This is a genomic window from Frankia sp. QA3 (assembly GCF_000262465.1).
Taxonomy (GTDB): Bacteria; Actinomycetota; Actinomycetes; order Frankiales; family Frankiaceae; genus Frankia.
In genome coordinates, this window is sequence record NZ_CM001489.1 from 5547780 (window position 1) to 5573390 (window position 25611).

A 25611-nucleotide genomic window follows, 5' to 3' on the forward strand; every position below is an offset into this window, starting at 1 on the left:
AGGTTATGCCGTGGGGGGTGGCCGGTCGGCGGCGGGGGCGCTCAGCAGTTGACGAGCTCGGGCTTCTGGTTGAGGACCTGCGCCTCGCGGGAGACGAACTGCCGGTACTGCTCCCCCCCGACCGCGTCGAGGCCGAACATTCCGACGCGGTGGCAGTTCTGGAACACGAGGGCCACGCCGAAATGCCGCTCCAGCGCCGAGCGGATGGAGGTGCTGGCCATCGCCCGCAGCAACTGGCCGCCCTCGGCGTCGGTGGGCGGCGTGCCGTCGAAGGCGGCGAAGTCCGATCCTGCGGCGCGGGCCGGCGCGAGCTCGGCCGCGAGCCGCTCGACCAGCTCGTAGGCGAACGGCAGCGAGGTGCGGACACAGTCCAGGAACGCCTCGTCGGTCAGCTCGCCGACACGGGCCGCCTCGACGAGCTGCGGGGTAACCGTGAGTGACATCGGAACCTCCAGGGGTCGTGGCGAGTCTGTCCTCGCCGTGATCCACCCTTCCGGAAATGGAATCCATTGTCAATAACGTTGCCATCGGAGTGCCATCCTGGGCCGCCGGACGGCCCTGACAGCGCGCGAAGGTGAGAAAATGAGACTGTGAAGCATCCCGAGCTGCGAAAATGCCGCGGCCCGGCCAGGTCGATGGCATCTCGGACCTCTGTGGCGTCTCGGACCACAGCGCGGACGTGGCGAAGGGAGTGTCGGTGAGCATCGCGGAGAACGAGACCAGATCGGCCGACGTGGACCCGTCCCCGTGGCCGGACCCCGGCGCCGCCGCCCCTGCCACCCCTGCGGCCGGCCGCGGCGGTGCGGCGGCCCGCGGCGCACCCGGCCGCGGCACGACGGTGCGCGCCACCCGGCAGGGTGACGCGGTGTGCGCCGCCCTCGCCAAGACCGACGCCTTCACCAGTGCCCAGGACCTGCACGCCCTGCTGCGCGCGCAGGGCGCCGCGGTCGGGCTGACCACCGTGTACCGCCATCTGCAGGTACTGGTGGACCGGGGCGAGGTCGATATGATCCGTCGCGACGACGGCGAAACCGTCTACCGGCGCTGCGCCACCGAGGCACACCACCACCATCTGGTCTGCCGGGTCTGCGGGCGGACCGTGGAGATCGCCGGCCCGGAGATCGAGGCCTGGACCGCAGCGGTCGCCGACGCCGAGGGCTTCGTCGACGTCGAGCACACCGTGGAGATCTACGGCACGTGCGCCGACTGCGCGGCGGCGCCGGCCGCCTCCTGAACCATCACGGCTGAACCATCACGGGGCGGTGGCCGCCAGGCCGGTGCAGCCACGCAGAGCGTTCCAGCCGGCAAGCGCCTGGCTGCCGGCGGCACCGCCCAGCGGTCGCGGCGCGCCACCCACGATCCGGGCGGGCACCCAGGTGGCGTCGGTGACCGCCCGGCCGGCCACGGTCAGCCGCAGCACCCCCGACTCGGTGTTGCGGCCGGCACCGGAGGAGTAGAAGACGAAGTTCCCCAGGCCGTAGTCGACGTAGACGCCGTCGTCGGTCCAGCCCGCCCCGAGCAGGACGTGGGCGTGGCTGCCGACGACGACGTCCGCCCCGGCCGCGGCGAGCCGGGGGACCAGGGAACGCTGCGCGTCGCTGGGGCACTGCTGCTGTTCGACCCCCCAGTGCAGGAAGACGATGACGGTGTCCGCCCGCGACCGTGCGCCCCGCACGGCGGCGACCAGCTTGTCGACCTCCTTCGCCGAGGCCAGGCCGGGCTTGTGCGGCCCGGCCGTCCAGGCGGGGATGAGCTCGTCGTCGAGGACCTGGGTCGCGCCGATGACGGCGATGCGCTGCCCCTTCACCGTCGTCGTGTACGGGGCGAAGGCGCTGGTGTCGTCCTCGCCGATACCGATGACCGGGTAGTGGGCCTCGCGGGCGTGGCGCAGCGAGTCCTGCAGCCCGGTCAGGCCGTAGTCCATGCCGTGGTTGTTTGCCATGGTCACGACGTCGATACCGGCCGCGCGCACCGCCTCGAACGCGGTGGCCGGGGCACGGAAGGTGAACTCCTTCGGCGCCGGGGTGCCGCCGTCGGTCACCGCGGTCTCCAGGTTCGCGACCGCGAGGTCCGCCGCGGACAGGGTCGCCGAGATCGGCCCGATCGCTGTGGCGGGATCGGCCGCGAGGCGCTGGCCGGGCGCCCCGGCGAAGTGGATGTCACCGCCGAACGCGATCGTGACCGGCTGCCCCGTCGGCCGCCGCGGACCGTTCCCGACCGGGCTGGTCCCATCCGCCGCACCGGCGCCACCGGCCGTTCCAGCCGCGCCCGGGGCGGGCGTGGAGCCAGTCCCACCGGGGCGGGCCGCCGCGGCGGTCGCGCCGGTGGGCGCTGGGGTCGGATCCGCGTCGTCGCCGTACGGCATCGAGCAGGCGACGAGCCCGACCAGCAGGACTCCGGCCGTGCCGAGGGCCAACCCCGCGGCCCCCGACCGCCCCCCGGTCAACCGCCGTCCGGTCAACCGCCGCCCGGTCAACCGCCGCCCGGTCAACCGCCGTCCGGTCAACCGCCGCGCGAACCCCCCGCCCCCGCCCATGCCGCGTTCCTCCGTCCGACGACCCCGTCCGGCAAGCCTCGCCGACCGGACAGCGCCGGGCCAGCGGACGTCACAGGGCCGACAGACGTCACAGGCCGACAGACGTCACAGGGCGACAGCCGTCACAGGGCCGACAGCGCCGGCGCCAGCTCGCGCCACTGCCGGCGGGGCAGCCCGCGGCGGTCGAAGTCCAGGACCTGCACGGCGACCTGGTCGGCCCCGGCGTCGAGATGCTCCTTGACCCGGCCGAGCAGGACGTCCGGGTCGCCCCAGGGGACGATCGTGTCGACCAGGCGGTCGGAACCCGCGCCCGCGAGGTCGTCGTCGTCGAACCCGAACCGGCGCAGGTTGGACGTGTAGTTCGGCAGCCGCAGGTAGGACCCGGTGTGCCGGCGTGCCAGCTCCCGGGCCTGCTCGGGCTCGTTGTGCAGGACGAACGCCTGCTCGGGGACGAGCAGCTTGTCCGGGCCGAGGATCTCCCGGGCCACCGCGGTGTGCTCGGGCGGGACGAAGTAGGTGTGCGCGCCGTCGGCGCGATCGCGGGCGAGGCCCAGCATCTTCGGCCCGAGCGCGGCGAGGACCCGGGGCGGCAGTTCGGCCGGTGCCACCGCCCGGTACTGCTCGGCGGCCATCCGGTCCATCTCGTCGAGGTAGGCCGCCATCTGCGCCAGCGGCCGGGTGTAAGGGGCGCCCCGGATGTGCATCAGCTCGGCGTGGGAGACGCCCAGCCCGAGCAGGAAGCGGCTGGGGAACGCCTCCGCGAGGGCGAGCTGCGCGGCGGTCATCGTCAGCGGGTTGCGGGCGAGGATCTGCGCGATCCCGGTCGCGATCGTGATCCGCGAGGTGGCCGCGAGGGCGAGGCTCGCGGTGACCAGGACCTCCCGGCCCTTGACCTCACCGGTCCACAGCGTCGGGTAGCCGAGTTCGTCGAGCTCGGCGATGGCCTCCCGCACGACGCCGGCCGGGGAGAAGTCGAACTGCCCGCTCCAGACGCCGACCTTCCCGATGTCGCGGCGGGCCGGCGGGCGGGACACGTCCTGGGCACTCGTCACCGCGACACCGTACCGACCCGGGGCCCGGCACCGAGCCGATAGGCGTGACCACCCGGCGCGGCGGACCGGCAGATCGGGTTGCCGGCCTCCGTCCAAGGTCTATCGTTGCCGAGTGTGACGGAGCTCATGCAGCTACTCACTCCGGCCGGTCAGCGGATCACCGTCGCGTCCCGGGCCAGGACGCCCGAACCGGACGCGGCGCCCGCGGCCACGCCCGACCCGCCGGCGGACACGCCGCCCGCGGCCGGGAATGCGCCGCCGGCGGCCGGCCCGGACGCCGGCCCGCCGGGCGGGGAGCTCACCGCCGTCGACATCGAACTGCCCGCGTACGTCGCCGACCTCACCGACGACGAGCTGTTCGGCCTGTACCGGGACATGGTGCTGGTCCGACGCATGGACGAGGAGGCGACCAGCCTGCAGCGGCAGGGCGAGCTCGGGTTGTGGGCGAGCCTGCGCGGCCAGGAGGCTGCGCAGGTCGGGTCCGGCCGGGCGCTCGGGCGCGACGACATGGCGTTCCCGTCCTACCGCGAGCACGGGGTGGCCTGGTGCCGCGGCGTCGACCCGGCGGCGGTCCTGGCCATCTTCCGCGGCGTCAACCTCGGCGGCTGGGATCCGGCCACGCACGGCTTCGCCCTCTACTCGATCGTCGTCGGTTCGCAGACGCTGCACGCCACCGGCTACGCGATGGGGATGACCCGGGACCGCTCCCCCGGCGCCGCGATCGTCTACTTCGGGGACGGCGCGTCCAGCGAGGGGGACGTCAACGAGGCGTTCGGCTGGGCGAGCGTGTTCGCCGCCCCGGTGGTGTTCTTCTGCCAGAACAACCAGTGGGCCATCTCGGAGCCGGCCCGCCGGCAGAGCCGGACCGAGATCTTCCACCGGGCGACCGGCTTCGGCTTCCCCAGCGTGCGCGTCGACGGCAACGACGTGCTGGCGTGCCTCGCCGTGACCCGGTGGGCGCTGGCGACCGCGCGGGCCGGCCGCGGGCCGGTGCTCGTCGAGGCGGTGACCTACCGGATGGGCGCGCACACGACGGCCGATGACCCCACCCGCTACCGGTCACCGGCCGAGCTCGAGGTGTGGGGCCGACGCGATCCGCTGGACCGGATGCGCGCCCACCTTACGGCCCGCGACTTGTTGGGTGAGGAGCGTGACCGACATCTGGCTCTTGAGGCCGACACCTTCGCCCACGAGCTGCGCGCCCGCTGTACGGCGATGCTCGATCCGGATCCGATCAGCCTGTTCGACCACGTGCAGGTCGCCGAGAATGGGCTCGTGGCGGCGCAGCGCTCGGCGTTCGCGGCGACGCTCGATACGGGCGACGGTGGGACGGAGAACCGGCTCGGTCTGGAAGATCGACTCGACGTGAGGGATGGGCTCGACATGAAGGGTGGACTCGTGACGGGCGAGACGCGCATACCCGGGGAGACGTGGTGACCAGCGGAGCCGTCATCGCCGGCGAGCAGCACGCCGGCGTCGGTGGTGAGCGGACCGGCGAGCCGGCCAGCCCCGCGCCGATCACCCTCGCGAAGGCGTTGAACCTGGGCCTGCGCTCGGCGATGGCGGCCGACCCCAAGGTCGTCGTGATGGGCGAGGACGTCGGCACCCTCGGCGGCGTGTTCCGAGTGACCGACGGCCTGCAGAAGGAGTTCGGCGAGGCCCGCGTCATCGACACCCCGCTGGCCGAGTCGGCGATCGTCGGGACCGCGATCGGGCTGGCCATGCGCGGCTACCGGCCGGTCTGCGAGATCCAGTTCGACGGCTTCGTCTACCCCGCGTTCGACCAGATCGTCAGCCAGCTCGCGAAGCTGCACTACCGCTCCGCCGGACGGATCCGGCTGCCGGTGACGATCCGCATTCCGTTCGGCGGCGGCATCGGCGCCGTCGAACACCACAGCGAGTCCCCGGAGGCGTATTTCTGCCACACCGCGGGGCTGAAGGTCGTCGCCTGCTCGAACCCGGTCGACGCCCACCAGATGATCCAGCAGGCGATCCGCTCCGACGACCCGGTCATCTTCCTGGAGCCGAAGCGGCGGTACTGGGAGAAGGCGGTGGTGGACCCCCGGCCGCTGGGCGAACTGGCCGCGGACGCGACCACCGGCCTGCACAGCAGCGCGGTGGTGCGCGCGGGCACCGACGCGACCCTGGTCGGCTACGGCCCGACGGTGCGGACCTGCCTGGACGCCGCCGAGGTCAGCGCGGCCGACGAGGGCCGGTCGTTGGAGGTCGTCGACCTGCGCTCGTTGTCCCCCCTCGACCTCGAACCGGTGCTCGCGTCCGTGCGGCGGACCGGGCGGCTGGTCGTGGTGCACGAGGCGCCGTCGAACGTCTCGGTCTCCGCCGAGGTCGCCGCGCGCGTCACCGAGCAGGCGTTCTACTCGCTGGAGGCGCCGGTGCTGCGGGTCACCGGGTTCGACACCCCCTACCCTCCCGCCCGCCTGGAGGACCATTACCTGCCCGACGTCGACCGCATCCTCGACGCGGTGGACCGGTCCTTCGGCTACTGACCCGCCCGCGCTATCCGAACTGGGGTTCCCCGTGACGCAGCGACAGTTCCGGCTCCCTGACCTGGGCGAGGGTCTGACCGACGCGGACATCGTCCGATGGCTCGTCCAGGTCGGCGACTCCGTCACGGTGAACCAGCCGCTCGTGGAGGTGGAGACCGCCAAGGCGGTGGTCGAGATCCCAAGCCCGTTCGCCGGGGTCCTGGTCGAGATCCATGGCGAAGAGGGCAGCGCCCTGGCCGTGGGCGCCCCGCTGCTGACGATCCGGACGGCCGACGCCGGGCAGCCGGACGGTGAGCCCGCGGACGCGGCCCCGGCCCTGCCAACGGCCGCCCCCGGGCCCGGCGACGGCCCGGCGGGCAACCGCCGGCTGCCGGCCTCCCGCGACGGCGGTGGCGGCGGCGGTGAGCGCACGCCGGTACTCGTCGGCTACGGGCCGCGCCAGGGCCAGCCGCGTCGACGCAGTCCCCGCCGCCCGCCCGCCCCGGGGCCCGCCCGCGGGAACGGACCGGGGCGGGCGGGCGGCGCGGTGCTCGCCAAGCCGCCCGTCCGTAAGCTGGCTCGCGACCTCGGCGTGGATCTCGCCGGGATCGCCGGCACCGGCCCGGACGGCACGATCAGCCGGGACGACGTCCAGGCCGCCGTGCGCACCGCCGCCCGGGCGATGCCCGCCGCGACCCCGGCGGCGCAGCCAACCGCGCCGGACGCGGCGCCGCCCGGCCCCCGGCGGGTCGGCGCGGTCCCGGCCGACGCGGCCTTCTCCCCCGCGACCGGGGCCTGGCACGTGCCCGTCACCGGGGTGCGGCGGTCGATGGCGCAGGCCATGGTCGCGAGCGTCGCCGCCGCGCCGCACGTCACCGAGTTCCTCAGCGTCGACGTGACCGCCACCATGGCCGCACGCGACCGTGTGGCGGCGCTGCCCGAATTCGCCGACATCAAGGTCACACCGCTGCTTTTCGTCGCCAAGGCCCTGCTCGTCGCCGCGCGCCGGCATCCGATGATCAATTCTCGTTGGATCGAGGACGGTGGCGCGGGCCGGGCGGAGATCCAGGTTCTCGACCGGGTGAACCTGGGCATCGCCGTGGCGGGGCCGCGCGGGCTCGTCGTGCCGAACATCCCCGACGCGGGCCGGCTCGATCTCGTCGGCCTCGCGCGGGCGCTGGCGGGGCTCACCGGGTCGGCCCGGGCGGACCGGCTCGACCCGGCGAATCTTCGCGGCGGGACCATCACCATCACCAACGTGGGGGTGCTCGGCGTCGACGTCGGAACGCCGATCCTGAACCCGCCCGAGGCCGCCATACTTGCTCTGGGTTCGATCCGTCCGACGCCCTGGGTACATGACGGTCAGCTCACGGTGCGTACGGTGGTGCAGCTCGCCCTGTCCTTCGATCACCGCATCGTGGACGGGGAACTGGGTGCCGCGGTGCTCGCGGACGTGGGCGCAGTGCTGACGGATCCCACGCTCGCCCTCGCCTGGTCGTGATCGACTCATCGGATCCACCAGCTCGCCACAAAGCACGCGAGAGGGGCGCACAACGGCGCACAGTCGGCCCCCTGGTACGGTTGCGCCTCTGACCGGCTTCCGGCACAAAGAGGTGGAACCATGACGCGAGTGGAGGCACTTCAGGCCGCGGACGAGTTCGTCGCCAAGGTTCTGACCTCCGCCAACTCCAGCGGCCGGTTCACCGGCACGCTGAACCTGGCCGAACGGGTAGACCTCACCCTCCGGGTGGCCCGGTTCCTCCTGGAGGGGCAGTCCTCCTCGGACACCGACGACCTGCTGAAGCGGGACATGCGCAACGAACTGGACCAGGCCTTCCCGCCGCTGCGCACGTCCTGACGCCGACCCCGGACGAACAAGCCGCCCGGACCGGTCTCCCGAGCCCGGATCACGGGCCGTTGGGGAACCGGGCCAGGCGGCGGACGGACGGACCGGTAGGAGATCAGAGCTCACCGCCGCGACGCGGGACGCTCCTCGTTGCCGACGTGCACGACCGGCTGCGGCTCGGGGTCCGTCTCCGGGTGGCGCGAGGAGTTCAGCTTGCGGTCCTCCTCGGGTGTGAGGTCCGGCTCACGCCGACGCGGCGCCTCGTAGGGAGTGACGGGGTCGACGAGGACCGTGTCGTCCATCGAGATGGGAGTGGGCACGCCACTCTCCACGGACTCCTCGACGATCTTCCGGCGCCACTGGTTCTGGTACAGCGTGATGCCGAGACCGATGGCGCTGACCAGCATCATGATGAGGCCCACCATGTCGAGGTCGAGCCCGGAGGGATCGGAGCGGACGGCGAAGGCGAGGATGGCGCCGAGGGCGAAGAAGGTGAGGCTCAACGGGATTCCCATGCCCGCCCATCTACCCTCGGATCCGCCCAATACAACCCCGCCGGGACGGCAATTGCCACGGACCGCGCGAGGCCTCCCGCGATCCGTGGCAACCCGTGTGGATCATCGGGGTCAGAACGCCTCCTCCGAGAGCTCCATGAGCCCGAGCCCGGTCGACTCGACCACGGCCCGGCGCGCCTTCAGCTCGGGCAGCACGTTCGCCGCAAACCAGCGGCCCGCGGCCACCTTGCCCTGGTAGAAGGCCGTGTCCCGGCCGGGGCCGGTGGCCGACTCGTCGAGGGCACGCACCGCCGCCTCCGCGCCCCGCAACAGCAGCCAGCCGACGAGAACGTCGCCGAGACTGAGCAGCAGGCGGGTGGAGTTCAGGCCGACCTTGTAGACCTGCCGGGCGTCCTCGGCGGCGTTGGTGAGGTAGCCGACCATCGAACCCACCATCGCCTGGACGTCGTCCAGCGCGGCCCCCAGCGCCTCCCGCTCGTACTGCAGCGCGCCGTTGCCGGTCTCCGCCTTCACGAAGGTCTGGATCTCCCCCAGCACGGCGGTCAGTGCCTGCCCGCGATCCCGGACGATCTTCCGGAAGAACAGGTCCTGGCCCTGGATCGACGTGGTGCCCTCGTAGAGGGTATCGATCTTGGCGTCCCGGACGTACTGCTCGATCGGATAGTCCTGTAGGTAGCCGGAACCGCCGAGGACCTGCAACGAGGTCGAGAGCAGCTCGTAGGACCGTTCGGAGCCGACCCCCTTGACGATCGGCAGCAGCAGGTCGTTGATCCGGATCGCGAGCTCGTCGGTCTCGCCGCGCGCCGCCGCCTGCGCCACCCGGTCCTGGAACGTCGCGGTGTACAGCACCAGCGAACGCATGCCCTCGGCGTACGCCTTCTGCAGCATGAGCATCCGGCGGACGTCGGGATGGTTGATGATCGCTACCCGGGGCGCGGACTTGTCGGTGGACCGGGTGAGGTCGGCGCCCTGCACCCGGGTACGGGCGAAGTCGAGCGCGTTGAGGTAGCCGGAGGACAGGGTGGCGATGGCCTTCGTGCCGACCATCATCCGGGCGTACTCGATGACCTGGAACATCTGCGCGATGCCCTCGTGCACGTCGCCGACCAGCCAGCCGACCGCCGGGGTCCGCTCACCGAAACGCAGCTCACAGGTCGCGGAGACCTTCAGGCCCATCTTCTTCTCGATGTTGGTGACGTACACGCCGTTGCGCTCCCCGGGCGCTCCGGTCGCCGGATCCGGCATGAACTTCGGCACGACGAACATCGACAGGCCCTTGGTGCCCGCCGCGTGCCCCTCCGGCCGGGCCAGCACGAGGTGGAAGATGTTCTCCGGAACATCCCAGTCGCCGCTGGTGATGAACCGCTTCACGCCCTCGATGTGCCAGGTCCCGTCGGGCTGCTCGACCGCCCGGGTCCGCCCGGCGCCGACGTCGGAGCCGGCGTCGGGCTCGGTGAGCACCATCGTCGCGCCCCAGTGCCGCTCGATGGCGAAGCTGGCGAGCGTGCGCTGCCACTCGTTGCCCAGCCGATGCAGGATCGCCGCGAAGGTCGGGCCGGCCATGTACATGAACACGGCCGGGTTCGCCCCGAGCAGCAGCTCGGCGGCGGCCCAGGCGACGGTCGGCGAGGCGCCGAGCCCGCCGAGGTCCGTCGGGACGAACAGCCGCCACCACTCGCCGTCCTGGACTGCCTGGTAGGAGCGCTTGAAGGACTCGGGCAGGGTGACCGAGCCGGTGGCCGGGTCGAGCGTCGGCGGGTTGCGGTCGGCGTCGGCGAACGACTCCGCGACGGGGCCGGCGGCCAGGTGCTCCAGCTCGGCGAGCACCTCGTGCGCGGTCTCGGCATCCATCTCCTCGAACGGAGCGACACCGAGCGTGCGGTCGACTCCGAACACCTCGAACAGGTTGAACTCGAGATCGCGCAGGTTGCTCCGGTAGTGGCCCATGAACGGCTCCTTTCCGGGAGCGCCGGGCGGCGCGCACGGCCGGGACCGGCTTGCTACTCGTGAGTACGGTGTTCCCATGCTACCCATGAGTAACCCGTTGACAAGTGGGGCGGCGCAGTAGGAAAACTCGCCGACCGGCACCGACCGCGACGAGTACGGATCGGGCGATGTCCGGCACGTCTACCCTTGCCACCATGCGTGACGAGGCGACCCAGGAAGTGCGGCTTGCGGTCGTCATGACCGGCGGTGCCAGCCTCGCCGTGTGGATGGGCGGGGTCGCCACCGAGATCAACCTGGCCACCAGCCCCGGGCGCACCCGCGCCGACGATGCCGACGCCGCGGTCGCCGCCCGATACGCGCGGCTCGCGGCCATTCTCGACGTCGAGCTCAGCGTGGACGTGCTCGCCGGGGCGTCCGCCGGCGGGATCAACGCGACCATGCTCGGCTTCGCGAACGCCCGTCACGGCGACCTCGCCCCGCTGCGCGAGCTCTGGCTGTCGCTGGGCTCGCTCGACACGCTCCTGCGCACCCCGGACGAGAAGGCGTACCCCTCGCTGCTGCGGGGGGACGCCGCCGTGCTGCCCGCCCTGCACACCGCCCTCGGCGCCGTGGCCGGGACGACCGCGCCGGACGGATCCGCCACCGCCCGCCCGACCTCGGTGTTCGTCACGACGACGATCCTGCGGGGAGAGGTCGCCGAACACACCGACTCCCTCGGCGGCACGATGTACGACGTCGACTACCGCGGCCTGTTCGTGTTCGGCACGCCGGACCTCACCGATCCCGCGGCGATTCCCCGCCTGGCCCTCTCCGCCCGGGCCAGCTCCGCGTTCCCGGGCGCGTTCGAGCCGGCCTACGTGCCGGTCGGTCACGCCCTCGACGACGCCCATCCGGACATGGCGCGTTACGTCAACGCCGCCCGTTCCTTCCACGCCTCCGACGGCGGGATCCTCGTCAACCGGCCGATCGGGCCGGCGCTGGCGGCCATCTTCGACCGCCCCGCCGAACGCCAGGTTCGCCGAGTGCTCACCTACGTCGTGCCCTCCCCCCGACCGACCCTGTCGGCGCTCGACGCGCAGCCCCCAGGAACATCCCAGCCCTCAGGAACATCCCAGCCCTCAGGAACATCCCAGCCCTCAGGAACATCCCAGCCCTCAGGGACATCCCAGCCCCCCGGAACACCTCAGCCCCCCGGCTCAAGCCAGTCCCCCGGCTCAAGCCGGACGCGCGGGACCCGACTGTTGCGCGGAGCACGGCCGTTGCGCGGAGCACGGCGCGAGCCGGGGCGGGCAGCCGACACGCCACCGCCACCGCCGCCATTGCCACCGCCACCGGTGAGCAGCACCCTGTTCGGGGCGCTCGGCGCTGCGCTGAACCAGTCGATCGGCACGGACCTCGCCGCGCTGCGCGAGCACAACGGCGCCGTCCGCGGTGCCCGGGCTGGCCGGCGGCGTCTGCTGCGCCTCGCCCCGGCGGGCACGGCCCGACTGGCCGACGACAGCGTCTACGACGCCTACCGACGCGGGCTGGCCGAACAGGTCGCGGCGCCGGTCATCGAGGCGCTGCTGCGCGTGCTCACCGACCGCTCGGACCTGCCCCACCCGCCGGACGCCGACGCGGTGCGCACCGACGCGGCGGGCCGCGCCCGGATGACCAACGCCGCCGTCGCCGCCGTCCTGGAGACGTTGCCCGGCCGGCTGCCGGGCGTCGGGGACCTCGACGAGCTGTGGCGACTCGGCCAGCCCGCCCTCGACGGCGTCCGGGGAATCCTCATCTCAATGATCAACGAGGGATACGTGCTGTGCCCCGAGCCGGTCGAACGGGCCCGCCTCGCCCGGCTCGCCGCCGCCGTGCACGACGCCGCCCTGGCCGCAACCGGCGGCCCGCCCCAGTCGCCCGGATCCGGGTCCGGACGCGGGTGCGCAGCCGGGTCGGGAACCGCCGGCGCGCGCGGGCCGGCATCGCTCTACACCTCGTCGCCGCGGCCGGGTGTGTTCACGACGGTCAGCGAGACCCTCGCCGCGATGCCCGGGGCCCCGCTGCTCGACGTCCTCGGGGAGGCGACCCGCCGGTGGCTGCGCGCCGATCCGGCGGGGGCAGCGGGTCCGGCGAGTCCGGCGCAGCCGGGGTCCGGTTGGGCGTCCCTCCCTGCAGTCGTCGGGGAGCTGCGCGGTGAGATCGCCGCCCTCGTCCGCCGCTGGACCCCGCCCACACCGCCCCCCGCCGGGCCCGGCATCCGGCCGGCGGGGCTCAGCGTCGGGCAGCGCCGGGCCCTCGCCGCCCGCACGCTCACCGACTTCGTCCACTACCTGCCGACGGCCGGTGCGGACGCCCTGATCGCCCTGCTCGACCTGCACCTGGTCGAACGCGCCACGACCGGGGGCGTGCTCGACCAGCCGGTCGAGCTCGTCCAGATCAGCGCCGACCTCCCCACCGCCCTCGACCCCGCCCGCCGCCGGGCCGAAGACAAGGTCACGGGCCTGCAACTGGGCAACTTCGGCGCCTTCGCGAAGTCCTCCTGGCGGGCCAACGACTGGATGTGGGGGCGGCTCGACGGTGCCGGCTGGCTCGTGCGCATCCTGCTCGACCCGCGCCGGCTGGTGCTGCGGCGGGACCTCGCCGTCCCTACCGGTCCCCCGGCCGGCCCAGGCGGCGCGACCGCCGCGGGTCGGGTCGCCGGTACCGCGGCGCTGGCCCGACGGGGCTGGCTGGTCGCGCTCGTCGACGACCTCGCCGAGGTCGCGGGCACCCCCGCCCCGCGGGAGGCACTCGACGAACTCGCCTTCCTCACCGATTCGGACGCGCCGGTGCCGCCGAGCCTGCCGGTCACGGCCACCTGGGTGGCGGCCGGCATCCAGCGGGACATCGCCGCCAAGGAACTCGTCGGCCTCGCCCGGGCCGTCCGTCAGGACAACGACTCCGGCCTCGATCCGCGCCCCACCACCGACTTCCTCGCCGCCGTCGACCGCGCCCTCGCCCCCGAGCCACCCAGCGCCCCGCCGCCCACCGTCCCGCCGCCCGACGCCACCCCGCCACTCAACGCCACCCCGCCACTCAACGCCACCCCGCCGACCGGCGCCTCCGCCGGGGCGGAGGTGATCTCGCTGGCAGCGGCCGCGGCCACCCGGGTCGCGGCATCGCAGCGGGCCGCGGGGGCACCGGCGGCCACGGACGAGCCACCCGGCCCAGCGCGGCCGCCCGGCCCGCCGCAGCCGCCGGGTCTCAGCGGGGTGCCGGTGGCGCCGGGGATGCTGGCGCCACGGGCCGTGGACGACGTGCTGCGGGCCTGCCTCGTCCCGGCGGAACGCATCACCGATCCGGCGCAGGGCCCGATCCTCGTCACCGCGCTGGCCCAGATCGTCGCCGTGGTCACCGCCTGGGTGGCCTCGATGCGGATCCTGCCGCGGCCCGCGCGGCCGGCGGCGTTCGTGGTGCGCACGGCGACGCGGCTGGCCTACGAGCTGGTCCGGGACGTGTCCCACGGCCGGCGGCGGGTGGTGATCGGCCTGGGGGCGGCGCTGGTGGTCCTGGGGGTGGCCGGTGGACTGCTCAGCTCCGGGGTGGTGGGTGGGCTCGGCATCCTCGTGGCCCTGCTCGGGCTGCTGGTGACCGGCCTGACCAGCTGGCGACGGGTGCCCGGCGGGCTGGCCGTGCTGGCCGCCGGCCTGATCGCGGTGATCGCGGCGGCCGGGGTGTTCCCGGTACTGCACGACTGGCTGTTCGACTGGCTGGGCGACGACGCCGTGCCCTACCTCGCCGACCATCCCTGGGCGTGGGCGACCGTGTTCGGCGCGCTCGTGCTGCCCGGTGCCTGGTCGCTCGCCGAGGCCCTCACCACCCGCCGAGCCCGCCGCCGGGGCTGAGCGCGAGCCCGGCGAGACCCGTCACTCAGGAGACGTCCGACCAGCTCAACAAGCCGTTGGGGTCCCGCAGGCAGGACACCGGCCGGCCGGCGGAGTCCCGCAGGATCCGGCCGACGTCCGGCGGCTCGCACGACCCGCCCTCCTCCGGCGGCGCCTGGGCGGAGGACGTCGGCGGCTCGGTGGACCACCGGCCGCCGGCGACGGACATACCGCCGTCGTCTGGGACGCAGAACAGCACCAGGCCGTTGACGGCCGTCGCCGGGGTCTTGTTGCGGCCAGGCACGCACGCCTCGCCAAGGAACACCGCCGACGGCTGCGGGGTCGGCACCGCCGTGGCCGCGGCGCCCCCGCCGGCCCCGGTGCCGCCGCCGACCGCACCCGGCGCGGGGCTCGCTCCGGGAGCCGCCGGCGCCGCGCCGACACCCGACCCGGCCGAGCCCGCGGAACCAGACGAGCCCCCAGATCCCGAGGAGCCTCCCGAGCCCGAGGAGCCTCCCGAGCCCGAGGAGCCCGCGGACCCGGACGAGCCCGGCGAACCGCCGCCGGCCGCGGCGCGACCCCCGGCTGTGGCACCGTCCGGCGCGGTGCTCGCCGAGTCGGTGGCGCCCCCGGCGGCCGGCGGGGTCGCGGTGGGCGCAGCCGTCGCGCCCTGATCCGGCGGGAAGGGGCTGGCGGTGACCGAGGTGTCCGACCGGGCGGCCACGTTCTCACCCGACGAACCGGATTCCGAGCAGCCGACCAGAACCGCGAGCAGCAGCCCGCCCGCCATCGCCAGACCGAGCCGCCCGGGGCCCGAACGGGGGGGTGGCCGCTGGCCGTGCCTCGGACGCATGCGGGCGGACCCGCGACGTCCCGGTGCCTGCGCACCACTCACGGCGTACCTCCCGTCGCAGGTCGGGAGCCGAGTCATACCCGGTTTCGGGCCCGGCCGACCAAGGCCCCCGGTCCAGCTTAGGTAGCCTCCTGCTCGCGCCGGGGCAACTTGCCGGGAACTGGGCCGTCCGGGCTCGTTCCCGGCGACACGGGAACCCGTTGGGCAACGCTGCGCATCGTCGCAGCGGCATCTGCGTCACGAACGAACAACGCGAGCACCGCACCCGACAGCGCTGGCGATACGGGAACGATAAAGACCCAACGCCGCGCGAGCGCGTCCGCCGCGCCGGAGCCCGCGTCCGGCAGCGATGGCCAGGGCTGTCGCCGCCAGACCGCCGCCGAGCAGCCGCCGCGGCCCGATCCGGGGGTAGAGCGAGCCGGCGCTCCGCGAACCGATCATGACACTGATGGCCTCCGGGAAGACCACGAGCCCGGCCCGGGTGGAGCTGGCACTCTCGATCGCCTGGATGAGCAGCGGCACCAGGTGGAGCAGGGCCATGAACGCCATCATGCCGAAGGTCATGACGAGGTTGCCCATCCGGAAGATCCGGTTCTTCATGATCTCCAAGGCGAGGACGGGGTTCGGCACCCGCATCTCCCAGTAGATCATCGTGATGGTCGCCACCAGGCCGACGGTGCCGGTGACGAGCACCGTGGGCGATCCCCACCGGTCGACAGTGCGTACAGGACGCCGGCCAGCCCACCCGCGGCGAGCAGGAAACCGACGAGGTCGAATCCGCGCGCCGCCGTCCTGGGGACGTCGGCGAGGAACACCAGCCCGAACAGCAGCGTGATCAGCCCGAGCGGCACGTTGACGATCGTCGTATCCATGATCGCCAGAAACATCGTCGCCACGAAGACGACGGCGACGACGGTCCGTTAATCGGCGGGGCGCCGCGAGTGGATCGCGGCCACCTAGCCGACCGGGGCCGAGCGCGCGGAGCCGACCGGCTGCACCGCCCTGACCGGCTGCACCGCCGCGGCGGCTGCCGCGGCCTGGTCCGGGACGGCTGCGGCGACGGGCCGCAGCGTGCCGTCCACCGCCAGCTCGGCGGCGACCCGGTCGAGCGGGACCGCGGGCCGGGGCGGCAGCGGCGCGGCCTGGGCCTGCGTGCCGAGCTCGACCCAGCCGACCAGTTCCTCGCCGTCGGCCAGGCCGAAGGCCGCCCGGACCTGCGCGCTGTCCGGCAGCGGTACCGACTTCCAGGCCGAGGCCAGGCCCAGGGCATGGGCGGCCAGGCAGATGTTCTGCGCCGCCGCGGCAGCGGAGGCGTCCTGCTCGGCGACCGGCACCTTCGACTCGACGCGGGCGGCGACGACGGCGATGAGCGCGGGGGAGCGGGTGGCCTTGCCCGCGGCCTTGCGCACGACGGGCTCGGGCAGGGTGCCGACGGCCTGCGCGGCCTCGGCGATGGCGGCGGCGAGGGTGGCGCGCGCCTCGCCGCGCACGACGACGAACCGCCACGGCCGCAGCATCTTGTGGTCGGGCGCCGTGGTGGCGGCGGCGAGAAGGACGGCGAGCTGCTCCGTCGTCGGCCCGGGTTCGACGAGTCGGGTCGCGGTGCGGCGCGTCATGAGGCAGGCGAGAGCATCCACGTGGGACTCCTCCAATTGACGAGGCACCCTCACTATGAGGAGTACCGGCCTAAGATAACTCCATCATCACCGTAGACGAGGAGGGCACTCGGATGCCGCCACCGGACACCGGCGACGAGGTCGTGAACGTGTTGCTCGCCGCCGGCCATCAGGTGCGGATCGCGGTCGACGAGGCCCTGCGGGCGAGCGTCGGGCTGACCCTGCGCCGGTTCAAGGTCCTGCAGCTGCTTGCCGACAGCGAGCCCTGCCGGCTGCGCGACCTCGCCGACGCGGTCTCGGTGGCACCCCGGACGATGACCGAGATGGTCGACGGCCTGGAGTCGGACGGCCTGGTCGTGCGCCGCTCGCATCCCACCGACCGGCGCGCGGTGCTGCTCGCGCTCACCCCGGCCGGCCGGGAGGCGCTCGCCGTCGGCCGCCGGCGGCGGGCGGAGACGGTCGCCGGCTTCACCCGGCATCTGACCGGGGCGCAGCGGGCCCAGCTCGTCGAGCTGCTGGCATCCATCCCGCGGCACGTACCCACCGCACCCGGATCCACCCATTCCGGCGCAGCCCGACGGTAGACCACAGGAAACGAACGGTTACCGTAGAAGCTGCCCCGATCGGACCATCCGCCGGGAGGCTCCCGTCACCGCCGTCGTCCAGGTAGACCGCCTGACCAAGCGATACGGGTCGCATCACGCCGTCCGGACGATCAGCTTCGCGGTTCGCGAGGGCGACGTTACCGGTTTCCTCGGCCCGAACGGCTCCGGGAAGACGACGACGCTGCGCGCCCTGCTGGGCCTGGTGGCCCCGAGCTCCGGAGCGGCGTTGGTATTCGGCCGCGCCTACCGTGACCTCGATCACCCCGCCCGCAGGATCGGCGCGGTGCTGGACAGCGCGTCCCAGCCCGGCCGCAGCGCCCGTGACCACCTGCGCGTCCTGGCGCTGCCGCTGCGCGTCGGCCGGCGCCGGGTGGACGAGGTCCTCTCGACGGTCGGGCTCGACGCCGCCGCGGACCGCCCGACCGGCGGGTTCTCCCTCGGCATGCGGGGCCGCCTGGCGCTCGCCGCGGCCCTGCTCGGCGACCCTGCGCTGCTCATCCTCGACGAGCCGACCGGCGGCCTGGACCCGCAGGGCGTCCGGTGGTTACGGGAGTTCCTGCGGTCGTGGGCGGCCGAGGGGCGCACCGCGCTGCTGTCCAGCCACGTCCTCGCCGAGGTCAGCCAGACCGTCGACCACATCGTGATCATCAGTCAGGGTCGCATCGTGCTCGACGCGCCCGCGGACCGGCTGGGAGACGGCCACGTCGAGGTGCGCACGGCCGACGCGGCGCGGCTCGCCGGCCTGCTCACGGAGCGGGGTCTGGTCCCCACCGGCGTCGGACGCGACGAGCTGCGGCTGCCGGCCGGGACGGCCGAGCAGGTCGGCCGGGTCGCCGCCCAGCACGGGATCGCGCTCGTCGAGCTGCACACCCACGGCCAGGACCTGGAGGAGATCTACTTCGCGCTGACTCACCCCGGCGCCGCCGCCGGGCCAGACGGGCCAGACGGGCCTCCCGGCCGGGCAGGGTCACTGCAGGGTGCCCGCTGAGATGCCCGGACGACAGGCCGGGGTGGGCCTCCTGGTGCGCACCGAGCTGTTCAAGATCGCCAGCAGCCGCTGGCAGCCGGTCGCCCTGACGGCGGTCCTGATCCTGCACGTGCCGCCGATGCTGTGGGCCGGCCAGGACGCGGCGGCGAGCTGGAACGGGCTGCGGTCGCGCTCGGGGTTGTTCACCGGCTACGCCATGATGGCGTTCGGCATCCTCGTCGTCGCGCAGGAGTACCGCCACCGGACGGCGGCCCTGGCGTTCCTCGCCGTTCCGGGGCGCCGCCGGATCACGATCGCCCAGTACCTCACCGTCGCCGCGGTCGGCCTGGTGCTGAGCGCGACGCTGTTCGCCGCGTGGCTCGCCGTCGGGGCCGTCCGCCACGGCGGACCCGGAATGCATCTGGACCGCCCGGCCGACGTCGCCGCGGCCTACGGGGTCGTCGCCGTCACCGTGTGCGCGGCGGGCGCCGTCGGCGTGGGAGTCGGCACCCTGCTGCGCGGGTCGACGGGCGCGCTGCTCGCCCTGGGCTGCTGCGGCGCGTTCGAGCCGCTGCTGGACGCGACCCGCTTCCGCGGACCGGTCACCGCCCCGCTGGGCGTGCTGGCCTGGCCGACGTCCGAACTCGAAACCGCCTCCCTGGCGAGTGCCGCCGGCTGGGGGGTCCTTGCCCTGGTCGCGGGGCTGTTCGCGGTGGGACGGGACCTGGCCTCATGATCGAGGCACCTCGCCCACCGGCCGGCGGCCCACGCGGCCCGGACCAATCACCGCGCCCCACGGGCCCACCGCACGGACGGGACAGAAAAGTGGCACCGGTGTGGGACGGATCACCTCCGACGCGTCGGGTAGACGCATCCCCCACCGCACCGGCCCGAGATCGGCCTACCATCCGGCACATGGTGCCGTGCCCGACATGCGCGGAGCACAACCCCGAGCGGGCGCGCTTCTGCTCCGAGTGTGGGAACCCCCTGCCCGCCGCGGGAAGCGGCGCGCGCAAGACTGTGACGATCATGTTCGTGGACATCGTCCGGTCGACGGACATCGGCGAAAAGATCGACTCGGAACCGCTGCAGCAGGTCATGTGGCGGTTCTTCACCACAGTGCGCGAGGTGATCTACAACCACGGCGGCTCGGTCGAGAAGTTCATCGGCGACGCCGTCTTCGCCGTCTTCGGCATCCCCGTGCTGCATGAGGACGACGCGCTGCGCGCCGTGCGCTCGGCGCTGGACATCCGGGCCGCGATGGAGGCGCTCAACGCCGACCTGCAGGAGAAGTGGGGCCTGCGGCTGCGGGTCCGGATCGGGATCAACACCGGCGAGGTCACCGTCGCCGGCGGCGGCGTCACCGGGGACGCGGTCAACGTCGCGGCCCGTCTGGAGAGCGCCGCGCCACCCGACGAGATCCTCATCGGCGACACCACGTACAGGTCAATCCGCCACAGCGTCACCGTGACCCCGGTCGGCCCGCTGGTCGTTCAGGGCAAACGCGACCCGCTGCGGGTGCACCGGCTGACGGGCCTGGTCGACCCGACGGCGGGCCCCGGCAGCCGGGCGCAGATCCACGGCTTCACCGCGCCCGTGATCGGCCGCAACCGGGAGCGCCGCCGCCTGCAGGACGCGTTCGAGGCGGTCGTCGAGGAGCGCGCCTGCCACCTGTTCACCGTGCTCGGCTCGGCGGGCATCGGCAAGTCCCGGATGGTCGGCGAGTTCTGCACGTCCATGGTCACCCGGGCCACCGTGCTCACCGGCCGCTGCCTGTCCTACGGCGAGGGCATCGCCTACTGGCCGCTGATGGAGATGGTGCGCCAGGCCACCGGGCTGACCGCCGACGAGGCCGCCCCGGACGGGCGACGCCGGCTGCGCGAGCTGCTCGACGGCGTCGGGCAGGCCGCCGAGATCGTCGAGGCGCTCGCCCCGCTGGTGGGGCTCGGCGGCGCCGAGCTCGGCCCGCAGGAGAGCTTCTGGGCGGTCCGCTCGTTCTTCCAGGCGCTGGCGTCGCGCCGGCCGCTGATCCTGTGGTTCGACGACGTGCACTGGGCCGAGCCGACACTGCTCGACCTGATCGAGAACATCGCCGACTGGTCCCGCGACGCACCGATCATGCTGCTCTGCCTGGCCCGCCAGGAGCTGCTGGAGGATCGGCGGGACTGGGGCGGCGGCAAGTTCAACGCCACCTCGATGCTGCTCACGCCGCTGACGGAGGCCCGCTGCCAGCGTCTGATCCGCAGTCTCATGGGCTCCGACGATCTCGACCCTGCGCTGGTCACCCGGATCACCACCTCGGCGGCCGGCAACCCGCTGTTCGTCGAGCAGATGGTCGCCGCCCTCGTCGACGACGGGCTACTGCGCCGGGAGGGCAGTCGCTGGATCGCCACCGGCAGCCTGCGCAACGTGACGGTGCCGCCGACGATCTCCTCGCTGCTCGCCGCCCGGCTCGACCGGCTCGACCCGCCCGAGCGCCGCGTGCTGGAACGCGCCGCCGTCGTCGGGGAGCGTTTCTACCTCGACGCCGTCATCGACCTGTCCGATCCGGCCGAGCGGTCGATGGTCGCCGTGCACTGCCTGAACCTGGTCCGCAAGGAGCTGGTCCACCCCGACCGCTCGGACCTGCCGGGCGTCGAGGCCTTCCGGTTCCTGCACGTGTTGCTGCGCGACTGCGCCTACGACGCCACCTCGAAGCAGCGCCGGGCCGACCTGCACCAGCAGTTCGCCCACTGGCTGCAGGCCCGCCTCGTCGGCGGCCCGGGTGAGCACGACGAGCTCGTCGGGTACCACCTGGAGCAGGCGTTCCGCTACCGGATGGAGATCGGCCAGCGCGACGCGGAGACCATCGAGCTGGGCCGGTCCGCGGCGACCTGCCTGATCGAGGCGGCCGACCGGGTGCGCCAGGGCGACGAGACGGGCGCGGCCCAGCTGCTCAAGCGGGCGATCACCCTGCTGCCCGAGACCGACCCGCTGCGGCTGCGCGCCGAGATCGACCTCGGCTGGGCGCTGTACTCGTTCGGCCGGTTCTCCGACGCCGAACGCATCCTGCGCCAGGTCACCGAACGGGCCCGGCGCGCCGGCGAGGAGGGGTTGCGGGCGCACGCCCGGCTCGCCCACCTGCGGGTGCTGTTCTCCACCGACCCCGAGGGCCTGGTCGCCACCACCCTGACCGAGGCCGCCGCGTCGCTGGCCAACTTCGTCCGCTCGGGCGATGACGTCGGCGCGGCGCTGGCCTGCCGCAGCCAGGCCAACGCCTACCTGGCCGCCGGCCAGTTCGCCGCGGCCGAGCGGGCGATGGACAACGCCGTGCGCCACGCCGAGGAGTCCGGCGTGCCGCGGGCGGCGCAGTCGCTGCGCCGCGAGCTCACCCTGCTGATGAGCTGGGGGCCGCGGCCGGTCGCCAGCAGCCTGGCCCGCGCCAGCGAGGCCCTCGACGCGGCCGGGGACGACCGGGCCCTGCGCCGGGCCCTGCTTGCTCAGCTCGCCGTCCTCACCGCGATGTCGGGCGACCTGGAGGGCGCGCGCATCCATCTCAAGGCCGCCGAGGAGATCGTCCACGACCTGCGGGCCCCGCGGGCCGATCCGTTCCACGGCGGGTTCGTCGTCGCCCGGGTGGCGCTGCTTGCCGACGAGCTGACCGTCGCCGAGCGGGAGCTGCGCCGCAGCTGCCGGGCCCTGTCCCGGATGGGCGAGCGGGCTCTGTTGGCCAACCGCGCCGCGGTGCTGGCCGACGTGCTGGTGCGCCTCGGCAAGGTCGACGACGCCGGCAAGTACGTCACCCGCTGCCGGGACGCCGCCGCCGCCGACCAGCTGCCCGCCCAGGCCGGCTGGTGCGGGGTGCACGCCAAACTGCTGTCCCTGCGCGGCCGGGACGCGGAGGCGCTGCGCTTCGCCGACACCGCCGTCGACCTCGCCGGGCGCACCGACGATCTTGACGGGCAGGGCCACGCGCTGCTGTCGCGGGCGGAGGTGCTCTACCGAGCCGGGCGCAAGGACGACGCCGCGGAGAGCATGGAGGCCGGCATCACCCGGTACCTGCACCGCGGCAACGTCGCCGCGGCGAACCTCGGGCGCCGGCTGTTCGAGACCCTCGACCGGCCGGCGTCGCTGTCCGGCTGAGGTCACCACCGGGCGGGGGACGTCAGCGCAGCAGGCCGCGCAGCCGGGCCTGCTCCTGCAGCCAGTGCAGCTCCTGGGCCCACAGCCGCAGCCGCTCGACCGCGGCGAGCTGCCGGGCGAGTGCCTCGGCGACGGACGGCCGGCTCAGCGCCTCGACCCCGGACGGCGACCACTGCCAGTCGGCCTCCTCCTCGCAGGCCCGCCGGTAGGCGGCGCGGCGCAGGACGATCTCGGCGAGGGCGTAGTCGACCTGTTCGGTGAGCAGACGCAGCCGCGCCAGCAGATCCGCATCACCGACCCCGGGACGGCCGCTGTAGGCGGGCAACGGTACGGGCCGCACAGACATGTTGTTCGAAGCGTACGAGCGAACCGCCCCCGGGAACAGTACCGGGGGTGGACAGATCGGTGACCTTCCACCCCACCCTGGGGGATACCCGGGTCGGGTGAGTTGGCCGCCCGGATGTGAGCAACCAGGATCGTGGGGAAGGCATACGGTACGGCGCCGGCGGCGTCGATCGGATCTGCAAGTCGGCCTGGGGGTCTTTCGGTGAGTCTCACACCACCCGTCCTGCTGATGGTGCTTGGATTTCCGCTTCTCGTCATGGCTGGAATGCTGATGATGGGTGGCATCGAGAAAAGGCTGATCGGTTCACGCAGCCTGCTGTCCCTGGTGGCCGAGGAGGCCGCCACCACGGTCGGGGCCGCGGCGGCGGGCGGCCCCGAGAAGGCCGCGGGCAGCGGGCTCCCCCCGCGTCCGGCACTTACAGGCCCGTTCCGGACAGATGACGTCCCCACCGCCCCCCTCCGTTTCTCGCTACCGACAGTGATATCCGACGGCGGATCCCGCGCCCCGCGGAGCGCCCCGGCGCCCAGCATGGCGGTCGCCATGGCGAGCTCCGCCACGGTCCCGGCCGCCTACACCCTCCCGCTGGGCCACCCACAGCCCGCCTCCGCCGCTCCCCCGCCGCCGCTGGCGGGCTGACCGCGGCGGTGACGGCTGGCCGGATCGCAGGGCAGTCTCGGAGCATGCCGACACGCGGGTGTCGCGCGCTCAGTGCCGGCGCGCGCCCTCGCCGACGCGGAGGCGACCGTCGAGGCCGGTCTCGCGCAGTAGGGCGGCGAACGCCGGGGTCGGCGAGGATATCCGCAGCTCGGAGTGCACGCGGCGGAGCAGCAGATCGGCCCGGAGCAGGGCGGCGAGCCCGGGGATGTCGATCGAGCGCAGGCCCGCAACGTCCACCGTCACCGTCCCCCCGCCCCGGCCCAGCAACTCGCCGATCTGCTCGCGGAACCGCAGCCGCCCGGCGGTGTCGAGCTCACCGGAGAGCTCGATGAGCACGTCCTCGCCCGACCGCCGCACGGACATGGTCAGGGCTCCGGCGTCGACCCGCATGCTGCCCGCCCCCCGAAGTCCTCATCACCGTGCGGGGCCGACCCCCCGGACTGTTTACGGAGAGTAACATGACGGGGTCGGCCCGGCGGCGCTCAGGCGCTGCGCAGGCGCCTGATCAACGCATTCGTGGAGCTGTCATGACGCAGCTCCGGGGAGCCCGGAGAGGTCAGCTCGGGCACGATCCGCCCGGCGAGCGCCTTGCCGAGTTCAACGCCCCACTGGTCGAAGCTGTTGATGCCCCAGATCGCCCCCTGGGTGAACACCTTGTGCTCGTACAGCGCGATGAGCTGCCCGAGTACGAACGGGGTCAGCTTCGGGGCGAGCAGGGTGTTGGTCGGCCGGTTACCCGGGAACGTCCGGTGCGGGACGAGTTCCGGCGCGACCCCCTCGGCGGCCACCTCCTCGGCGGTCTTGCCGAACGCGAGGGCCTCGGTCTGCGCGAGGAAGTTGGCCAGCAGCAGCGCGTGCTGATCCGGCCCGTCCGCCGGTCCCACGCCGGGATGATTCGGCTCGACGAAGCCGAGGAAATCGGCCGGGACGATTGTCGTCCCCTGGTGCAGCAGCTGGTAGTAGGCGTGCTGCCCGTTGGTCCCCGGCGTTCCCCAGACAATCGGTCCGGTCTGCGTCGGCACCGGTCGGCCGGCGAGATCGACACTCTTGCCGTTGCTCTCCATGTCGAGCTGCTGCAGATAGGCCGGAAAACGATTGAGGTACTGGCTGTAGGGCAGCACGGCGTGCGCGGCGAAATCGTGGAAGTCGCGGTACCACACGCCGATCAGCCCGAGCAGCACGGGCAGGTTCCGCTCGAACGGCGCGGTCCGGAAGTGCGTGTCCATCGCGGCGAACCCGGCGAGGAACTCGCGGAAGGCCGCCGGCCCGATCGCGATCATCACCGACAGCCCGATCGCCGAGCCCACCGAGTACCGGCCGCCCACCCAGTCCCAGAACTCGAACATGTTCTCGGGGTCGATGCCGAACTCCGCAACCTTCTCGGCATTCGTCGACACCGCGACGAAATGCCGGGAAACCGCGTCCTCACCGAGGGCGGCCGTCAGCCAGGAGCGGGCGGCCCGCGCGTTGGCGATCGTCTCCAGGGTGGTGAACGTCTTGGACGCGACGATGAACAGGGTCCGCGCCGGATCGAGGTCGACCGTCGCCTCCCAGATGTCGGTCGGGTCGACGTTGGAGACGAACCGGACCGCGATCCCGCGGTCGGAGTAGTCGCGCAGCGCTTCGTACGCCATCGCCGGGCCCAGGTCGGAGCCGCCGATACCGATGTTGACGACGGTGGTGATCCGCTCGCCGGTGGCGCCGCGCCACGCCCCCGAACGCACCTTCTCCGCGAACCCGGACATCCGGTCGAGCACCCGGTGCACCTCGGGCACCACGTCCACGCCGTCGACCTCGATGCGGGTCCCCGCCGGTGCCCGCAGCGCCACGTGCAGCACCGGCCGGTTCTCGGTGACGTTGATCCGCGCGCCGCTGAACATGGCCTCGATCCGCTCGGCGAGCCGGACCCGCCGGGCGAGCGCCACGAGCAGCTCGACGGTGCGCGCGGTCAGCCGGTTCTTGGAGTAGTCGAGATAGAGCCCGTCCGTTTCGGCGGTGAACGCCTCACCGCGGGTGGGATCGGCGTCGAACAGGCCCCGCAGCGACACCTCGGACATCTCGCGCAGATGCGCCCTCAGCGCCGCCCATTCCTCCGTCGCGGTGATGTCGGGCGGAGCCACCAGGGCAGCGGGCTCGGTTGTCGACATGACGTGGGACGCCCTTCCTCGCAGGTTCAACACGTGCCGCCACAACCACCATCGGTGTCCGTGGCACATCATCC

23 protein-coding genes are annotated in these 25611 nt (G+C 73.5%); 11 read left to right on the forward strand and 12 right to left on the reverse strand.

The genetic code is table 11. The features are described from left to right. Positions 1-41 precede the first annotated feature (41 nt). Complete coding sequence (locus FRAQA3DRAFT_RS22750) at positions 42-443, reverse strand: SCO5389 family protein (RefSeq protein WP_009741398.1); 402 nt, start codon at positions 441-443, stop codon at positions 42-44. Positions 444-838: 395 nt separating this feature from the next. On the opposite strand from FRAQA3DRAFT_RS22750, the gene FRAQA3DRAFT_RS22755 reads away from it, so the two are divergent. After that, positions 839-1234, forward strand: a complete 396-nt coding sequence (locus tag FRAQA3DRAFT_RS22755; RefSeq protein ID WP_035923349.1) for a Fur family transcriptional regulator — start codon at positions 839-841, stop codon at positions 1232-1234. Between the two features lie 18 nt (positions 1235-1252). Here FRAQA3DRAFT_RS22755 and FRAQA3DRAFT_RS22760 read toward each other — a convergent pair whose 3' ends face one another. Both FRAQA3DRAFT_RS22760 and FRAQA3DRAFT_RS22765 read right to left on the reverse strand, forming a co-directional pair. Further along, the gene (locus FRAQA3DRAFT_RS22760; RefSeq protein ID WP_009741400.1) at positions 1253-2536 is read right to left on the reverse strand and encodes a CapA family protein; all 1284 of its coding nucleotides are present in this window, start codon (positions 2534-2536) and stop codon (positions 1253-1255) included. A gap of 122 nt (positions 2537-2658) precedes the next feature. Beyond that, positions 2659-3570, reverse strand: coding sequence for an LLM class F420-dependent oxidoreductase (locus FRAQA3DRAFT_RS22765; protein ID WP_009741401.1), 912 nt, complete (start codon positions 3568-3570; stop codon positions 2659-2661). A 144-nt stretch (positions 3571-3714) separates the two neighbouring features. Between FRAQA3DRAFT_RS22765 and FRAQA3DRAFT_RS22770 the strand changes: the two genes are divergently transcribed. The 4 genes from FRAQA3DRAFT_RS22770 (at position 3715) to FRAQA3DRAFT_RS22785 (ending at position 7932) form a co-directional block, all read left to right on the forward strand. Next, the gene (locus FRAQA3DRAFT_RS22770; RefSeq protein ID WP_009741402.1) at positions 3715-5025 is read left to right on the forward strand and encodes a thiamine pyrophosphate-dependent dehydrogenase E1 component subunit alpha; all 1311 of its coding nucleotides are present in this window, start codon (positions 3715-3717) and stop codon (positions 5023-5025) included. Beyond that, positions 5022-6095, forward strand: a complete 1074-nt coding sequence (locus tag FRAQA3DRAFT_RS22775) for an alpha-ketoacid dehydrogenase subunit beta (RefSeq protein WP_009741403.1) — start codon at positions 5022-5024, stop codon at positions 6093-6095. Before FRAQA3DRAFT_RS22770 ends, FRAQA3DRAFT_RS22775 begins: the two co-directional genes overlap by 4 nt. Positions 6096-6126: 31 nt before the next feature. Next, positions 6127-7575 carry a dihydrolipoamide acetyltransferase family protein gene (locus FRAQA3DRAFT_RS22780; protein ID WP_009741404.1) on the forward strand — a complete coding sequence of 483 codons (1449 nt, stop codon included), beginning with the start codon at positions 6127-6129 and terminating at the stop codon, positions 7573-7575. A 120-nt stretch (positions 7576-7695) separates the two neighbouring features. Beyond that, positions 7696-7932 (forward strand): hypothetical protein, encoded by a 237-nt coding sequence (locus tag FRAQA3DRAFT_RS22785; protein ID WP_009741405.1) that lies wholly within the window; start codon positions 7696-7698, stop codon positions 7930-7932. Positions 7933-8042: 110 nt separating this feature from the next. On the opposite strand, the gene FRAQA3DRAFT_RS22790 is transcribed toward FRAQA3DRAFT_RS22785, so the two are convergent. Continuing rightward, positions 8043-8435 carry a DUF6458 family protein gene (locus FRAQA3DRAFT_RS22790; protein ID WP_009741406.1) on the reverse strand — a complete coding sequence of 131 codons (393 nt, stop codon included), beginning with the start codon at positions 8433-8435 and terminating at the stop codon, positions 8043-8045. A 111-nt stretch (positions 8436-8546) separates the two neighbouring features. Beyond that, entirely contained in the window at positions 8547-10382 is a 1836-nt protein-coding gene (locus tag FRAQA3DRAFT_RS22795) for an acyl-CoA dehydrogenase (protein ID WP_009741407.1), read from the reverse strand. 167 nt (positions 10383-10549) lie between these two features. On the opposite strand from FRAQA3DRAFT_RS22795, the gene FRAQA3DRAFT_RS22800 reads away from it, so the two are divergent. After that, the gene (locus FRAQA3DRAFT_RS22800) at positions 10550-14245 is read left to right on the forward strand and encodes a patatin-like protein (protein ID WP_009741408.1); all 3696 of its coding nucleotides are present in this window, start codon (positions 10550-10552) and stop codon (positions 14243-14245) included. Positions 14246-14270: 25 nt separating this feature from the next. On the opposite strand, the gene FRAQA3DRAFT_RS22805 is transcribed toward FRAQA3DRAFT_RS22800, so the two are convergent. From FRAQA3DRAFT_RS22805 to FRAQA3DRAFT_RS22815, 4 genes are all read right to left on the reverse strand, one after another. Beyond that, complete coding sequence (locus FRAQA3DRAFT_RS22805; RefSeq protein WP_051054452.1) at positions 14271-15014, reverse strand: hypothetical protein; 744 nt, start codon at positions 15012-15014, stop codon at positions 14271-14273. A gap of 300 nt (positions 15015-15314) precedes the next feature. Next, complete coding sequence (locus FRAQA3DRAFT_RS22810; RefSeq protein ID WP_051054454.1) at positions 15315-15770, reverse strand: hypothetical protein; 456 nt, start codon at positions 15768-15770, stop codon at positions 15315-15317. Beyond that, entirely contained in the window at positions 15725-15949 is a 225-nt protein-coding gene (locus FRAQA3DRAFT_RS31755) for a hypothetical protein (RefSeq protein WP_157467597.1), read from the reverse strand. The genes FRAQA3DRAFT_RS22810 and FRAQA3DRAFT_RS31755 overlap by 46 nt, the downstream gene beginning before the upstream one ends. Positions 15950-16033: 84 nt before the next feature. Continuing rightward, positions 16034-16714 carry a nitroreductase family protein gene (locus FRAQA3DRAFT_RS22815; protein WP_009741411.1) on the reverse strand — a complete coding sequence of 227 codons (681 nt, stop codon included), beginning with the start codon at positions 16712-16714 and terminating at the stop codon, positions 16034-16036. A 92-nt stretch (positions 16715-16806) separates the two neighbouring features. Here FRAQA3DRAFT_RS22815 and FRAQA3DRAFT_RS22820 point away from each other — a divergent pair, with 92 nt between their 5' ends. The 4 genes from FRAQA3DRAFT_RS22820 to FRAQA3DRAFT_RS22835 all read left to right on the forward strand — a co-directional run bounded on the left by FRAQA3DRAFT_RS22820 (position 16807) and on the right by FRAQA3DRAFT_RS22835 (position 22387). Further along, a complete protein-coding gene (locus tag FRAQA3DRAFT_RS22820) occupies positions 16807-17277 on the forward strand; it encodes a MarR family winged helix-turn-helix transcriptional regulator (RefSeq protein WP_009741412.1) in 471 nt (156 codons plus the stop codon). Positions 17278-17407: 130 nt separating this feature from the next. Beyond that, positions 17408-18286, forward strand: coding sequence for an ATP-binding cassette domain-containing protein (locus FRAQA3DRAFT_RS22825; RefSeq protein WP_232292154.1), 879 nt, complete (start codon positions 17408-17410; stop codon positions 18284-18286). Between the two features lies 1 nt (position 18287). Continuing rightward, the gene (locus FRAQA3DRAFT_RS22830; protein WP_009741414.1) at positions 18288-19001 is read left to right on the forward strand and encodes an ABC transporter permease; all 714 of its coding nucleotides are present in this window, start codon (positions 18288-18290) and stop codon (positions 18999-19001) included. A 179-nt stretch (positions 19002-19180) separates the two neighbouring features. Continuing rightward, on the forward strand, positions 19181-22387 hold the full coding sequence (locus FRAQA3DRAFT_RS22835) for an adenylate/guanylate cyclase domain-containing protein (RefSeq protein WP_009741415.1): 3207 nt from the start codon (positions 19181-19183) through the stop codon (positions 22385-22387). A 22-nt stretch (positions 22388-22409) separates the two neighbouring features. Here the strand turns inward: FRAQA3DRAFT_RS22835 and FRAQA3DRAFT_RS22840 are convergent, their stop codons facing one another. Further along, the gene (locus tag FRAQA3DRAFT_RS22840) at positions 22410-22733 is read right to left on the reverse strand and encodes a hypothetical protein (RefSeq protein WP_009741416.1); all 324 of its coding nucleotides are present in this window, start codon (positions 22731-22733) and stop codon (positions 22410-22412) included. 201 nt (positions 22734-22934) lie between these two features. On the opposite strand from FRAQA3DRAFT_RS22840, the gene FRAQA3DRAFT_RS22845 reads away from it, so the two are divergent. Further along, positions 22935-23369, forward strand: a complete 435-nt coding sequence (locus tag FRAQA3DRAFT_RS22845; RefSeq protein WP_009741417.1) for a hypothetical protein — start codon at positions 22935-22937, stop codon at positions 23367-23369. 69 nt (positions 23370-23438) lie between these two features. Here FRAQA3DRAFT_RS22845 and FRAQA3DRAFT_RS22850 read toward each other — a convergent pair whose 3' ends face one another. Both FRAQA3DRAFT_RS22850 and pgi read right to left on the reverse strand, forming a co-directional pair. Then, positions 23439-23780 (reverse strand): STAS domain-containing protein, encoded by a 342-nt coding sequence (locus FRAQA3DRAFT_RS22850; RefSeq protein WP_009741418.1) that lies wholly within the window; start codon positions 23778-23780, stop codon positions 23439-23441. Between the two features lie 92 nt (positions 23781-23872). After that, the gene (gene pgi / locus FRAQA3DRAFT_RS22855) at positions 23873-25537 is read right to left on the reverse strand and encodes a glucose-6-phosphate isomerase (RefSeq protein ID WP_035921359.1); all 1665 of its coding nucleotides are present in this window, start codon (positions 25535-25537) and stop codon (positions 23873-23875) included. Between the last annotated feature and the right edge of the window lie 74 nt (positions 25538-25611).